2 protein-coding genes are annotated in these 2,592 nt (G+C 64.1%); both read left to right on the top strand.

Features of this window, described 5'->3' with window-relative positions:
• Positions 1-269: 269 nt before the first annotated feature.
• A complete protein-coding gene (gene glgP / locus BRA49_RS11710) occupies positions 270-2,042 on the top strand; it encodes an alpha-glucan family phosphorylase (RefSeq protein WP_292386272.1) in 1,773 nt (590 codons plus the stop codon).
• A gap of 156 nt (positions 2,043-2,198) precedes the next feature.
• A complete protein-coding gene (locus BRA49_RS11705) occupies positions 2,199-2,396 on the top strand; it encodes a hypothetical protein (RefSeq protein ID WP_292386271.1) in 198 nt (65 codons plus the stop codon).
• Positions 2,397-2,592: the final 196 nt, after the last annotated feature.

Genomic DNA, 2,592 nt, shown 5'->3' with positions numbered 1-2,592 from the left:
CACTGGACCGTGGTGGCTATCGCATCCGGGGGGGCCGGGGAGGGGAGACCCCCACCCCGCGAGGGGCGATTCGCTGTAACCCCCTCTCCCTGCAGGCGGGTACCCGTAAGTCCCTCCCCAAAAATCCCCACCCCGCCCGGCCTCCTGGAGCAGTGCGTGGCGATACCCGGTGGCAACCGGGCCATGGGTGTGTGCGAGTAGCGCTACATAACCCGCCCCAAAACCCGGTGTGTCGGCAGGTTCATATGATGTCCGGGGGATGCAGGGCCATGGCGGCGAGGGACCCTGTCTGCGGGATGCCGGTGGACCCGGCAACGGCAACGTATTCGGTGGATCTTCGGGGCGGGACCTACTACTTCTCGAACAAACTCTGCAGGGATACGTTCGTCGAGGGGGAGAAGATCGCCTACTTCTCGATGGAGATCGGCATCGAGAGCGATATACCGACCTACAGCGGCGGTCTTGGGGTGCTCGCCGGGGACGTCATCCGTTCGAGCGCCGACCTCCTCATCCCGATGGTCGCGGTGACGCTCGTCAACCGGAAAGGCTACGTGCGGCAGCGGCTGACCCCGGAGGGCGACCAGATCGATCTCCCCGACGAGTGGGACCCGCGAGAGCACATGCGGGAACTTCCCGAGCGGGTGAGCGTGCGGATAGGGGATGCGAACGTCGCGATCCGGGCCTGGCTCTACGACTACTGGAGCCCCGTCGGCGGCCTCGTGCCGGTCCTCTTTCTCGACACGGACCTTCCCGAGAACGCACCGGAAGACCGGGAGATAACCGATCGCCTCTATACCGGCGACCGGGAGTATCGGCTGAAACGGGCGATCGTACTCGGGATCGGCGGTGCCCGGATGCTCGCCGCGCAGGGCATCCGGGTCGGCAAGTACCACATCAACGAGAGCCACTCAAGCCTCCTCACCCTCGAGCTCCTGAGGCAGCCGGGGATGGACGAGGAGAGGGTGCAGACGCGGTGCATCTTCACCACCCACACCCCGGTAGCGGTGGCGTTCGAGAGGTTCCCGCGGGAGATGGCGGTCCGGCTGCTCAAAGGTGAGATCCCATCGACACTGCTTGGTAAGTACATCAGCGATGACGGACTTGCACTCGCGACTCTCGCGTTCCGCCTGAGCAAATACGTCAACGGCGTGACGACGGCGCACATGAACTTCTCGCGGCGGCTCTTCCCGGCCTTCCACATCCGGGCGGTGACGAACGGCGTCCACCCGCACACGTGGACGTCGGGACCGTTCCGGGATCTCTACGACCGCTACATCGCGGGCTGGGCGCAGGAGCCGGAGCTGCTCGTCAGGGTCGACGAGATTCCGCACGAGGATATCAGGCACGCTCACCGGCAGGCGAAGCAGGCCCTGGTGGACTACGTCAGGGAGAAGAACGGCGTCGACCTGGACCCTTCCGCCCTCACGATCGGGTTTGCCCGGAGGGCGGCGGCCTACAAGCGGGCAGCCCTGCTCTTCTCGGACCTTGAGAAACTGCGGGAGGCCGGGAGGCGGGGGGCGATCCAGCTCGTCTTTTCCGGGAAGGCCCATCCGGCGGATGCGGCCGGCAGGCAGGAGATCCGCCGCGTTCACGACGCCATGCGCGACCTTGAGGGGGAGGTGACGGGCGTCTATCTCGAGAACTACTCGATGGATATTGCGGCCCTGATGACCGCGGGGGTGGACGTCTGGCTGAACACGCCGCTGCCGCCCTACGAAGCGAGCGGAACGAGCGGGATGAAGGCCGCCCTGAACGGCGTGATAAACTTCAGCGTCCTCGACGGGTGGTGGATCGAGGGCTGGATCGAAGGGACAACGGGGTGGGCGATCGGCCCCGGACCCGGTGCGCAGGTGAGCGAGGAAGAGCGGCGGAGACGGGAGCTCCAGGACCTTTACAGTAAACTCGAGTACCTGATCATCCCAACCTACTACCTCCGGAAGGATGAGTGGGCGACGATCATGCGGAGCTCGATCGCGAAGATCGCCTACTACTTCAACACGCACCGGATGATGCGGCGCTACGCGTCGGAGGCGTATCTATAAAGGGGCCGGGGCCGAAAGGGGAGAGATCTTCTGCCCGATCAGCATATGTAACAGAGATGTTACGGGATCTCGGGTGTTGTTACAATATTGTAACAGTCCTGGCTGCCTGGTAACAAAACTGTAACACATAAATCCGCGGCCGCAAAACCATTCTCTATGTCCAGGGTCGTCCGGATCGACGAAGAGGCGCTGGAGGTCGCCCTGCAGTACGGGAAGAACCTCTCCGCCGGGATCATGAAGATGGAGGAGATGCTCAAGAAGCAGGAGAAGGCGAAGCGTGACTACACTGCCATCGAGGAGATGGTCCGCCGGACGATCCGCGAGGAACTCGAGGGGCTGACGTCGAGGTACTGAGCCGGGGCGGTGGTCTCAGAGGTAGGTGGTGCCCGGGGGCACTCTTACACTGAGGGCATTTGACTGTGGGAAGGCCTCCAAGGAGGTCGTGCAGTCCGCCAACGTTGAATGAGATTGTTCCCAAGAATTCCGGTAAACTGGACCGTGGTGGCTATCGCGCCTGGGGGAGGGGCTGACGGGGGGGGGGGGGGGGGGG

It is taken from the genome of Methanoculleus sp. UBA430, from assembly GCF_002506585.1.
GTDB lineage: Archaea > Halobacteriota > Methanomicrobia > Methanomicrobiales > Methanoculleaceae > Methanoculleus.
Note: the sequence above shows the minus strand (reverse complement) of the source record. Positions and strands in the feature narration are given on the sequence as shown.